Consider the following 1,431-nt stretch of genomic DNA (forward strand, 5'->3'; position numbering starts at 1 on the left):
CGATATGGAGCACCTAAGATTCATTTCCTTCTATATTGTGAGTATAAAAATCATTGATTGTTTTCATAAATTAGAATGTTGTTTTTCACTATATTTAAAATTTTATTGATATCCTCCGTGTGTATTTCAATTGTTAACTCAGGTACGCCTGGAGATAGTAGAAATTTATTATAATTATAGATTTTTTTATCTATAATAAGGGTAATCTCATCCTGATATCCGAAAGGGGCTACACAACCGGGAACACAGGAAGTCTTTTCAATCAACTCTTCAGCTGAACAAATAGAAACCCTCTTGCCAATTAGTTCTTTCATTGATTTTGAATCTAATTTTTCGCCTTCAATCGTAACAAGCACATAATTATGTCCGGTTTTATCTTTTAGAAATAAACTTTTACTTGGTACACCTTCTAAATTAAATCTTTTTCGTATTTCTCTATCTGTAACATAATCCAAATTGGGTTCATGTTTGTATTGTTGATAAGAAATATTAGCTTGATCTAATAGTTGTATCACTTGATTATACATAATCATCCTCCCTCTATAAATGTTGATTTATCAACGGTTTAGCCCGTTGGTGGGGTGTCAAAAAAATATTTTTCGACACATGACCTAACAGATATTTATAAATATGTGATTCTCTTACAAATGTCAGGTACGCTACGCGGTCACTACTGGATAATGGTGGAAAGTAGTGAGTGCCAGCTTCTCCGTGTCATCCTGTTGTCTAGGTCTGTTAAGGGGATGTAGAGCTTTACAAAGCCTCTGCGAGACTAGGAATATCCCTCATCATTCGCTTAGCGTCAAACGCTTTGTGCTTCGTGCAGATTCCATGTAACACTTTTAATAGTTTCCCGCATAGAACCACGATGGATTGCTTCTTGCGCAATAGATTAACCTGACGGGTTGTGTAATACTCGTGTAGCTTCCTAAAGGCTTCATTATGGCGAATCATCGGCATCATCACTCGGAAAAGAAGGGCTCGCAGCTTTATTCTGCCACGTTTGGAGAGTAAACGTCAAGTAACCCAAATACTACATGGATGGTGCATTTCGGGACTATGTTTTGTCTAAAAGCAGGGTTTTCAGTTAGTCTTAAACGAGTTCAACGGCTTATGAGAAAGGCGGAAATATATTCGATTACGACTAAAAAATTTCGTCCACAGCCCCAATTGAAGCCCGTGAAAACGTACTACAACAGAATTTTTCCACGTCCAAATTGAACGAAAAATGGGTGGCCGATATCACCTATATCCACACTTTGCGAGATGGCTGGTGTTATTTAGCCACGGTTTTGGACCTGTATTCTATCGGATATTCTTTCTCCCGTTCCATGACGACTGAACTTGTTTTAGATGCTTTAAACAATGCCACTTCTGTCCAACAGCCGTTGCCTGGCCTCATTTTGCACACGGATCTTGGCTCTCAATATA

General features: G+C 37.9%; 1 protein-coding gene and 2 pseudogenes. 1 reads left to right on the forward strand and 2 read right to left on the reverse strand.

The window, feature by feature from the left end; genetic code table 11:
• Positions 1 to 50 precede the first annotated feature (50 nt).
• Positions 51 to 527 carry a YbaK/EbsC family protein gene (locus D1970_RS21960; RefSeq protein ID WP_119114961.1) on the reverse strand — a complete coding sequence of 159 codons (477 nt, stop codon included), beginning with the start codon at positions 525 to 527 and terminating at the stop codon, positions 51 to 53.
• A gap of 226 nt (positions 528 to 753) precedes the next feature.
• Positions 754 to 1,011: pseudogene (locus D1970_RS21965) on the reverse strand (IS110 family RNA-guided transposase); the annotation flags it as partial.
• A 57-nt stretch (positions 1,012 to 1,068) separates the two neighbouring features.
• Between D1970_RS21965 and D1970_RS23250 the strand changes: the two are divergent.
• Positions 1,069 to 1,431: pseudogene (locus tag D1970_RS23250) on the forward strand (DDE-type integrase/transposase/recombinase); the annotation flags it as partial.

Source organism: Mesobacillus zeae (genome assembly GCF_003570705.1).
Classification (GTDB): Bacteria; Bacillota; Bacilli; order Bacillales; family Cytobacillaceae; genus Mesobacillus_C; species Mesobacillus_C zeae.

What these genes read in the sequence shown, in the direction of transcription:
- D1970_RS21960 (WP_119114961.1), bottom strand. Translation starts at nt 527, where the DNA reads ATGTATAATCAAGTGATACAACTATTAGATCAAGCTAATATTTCTTAT.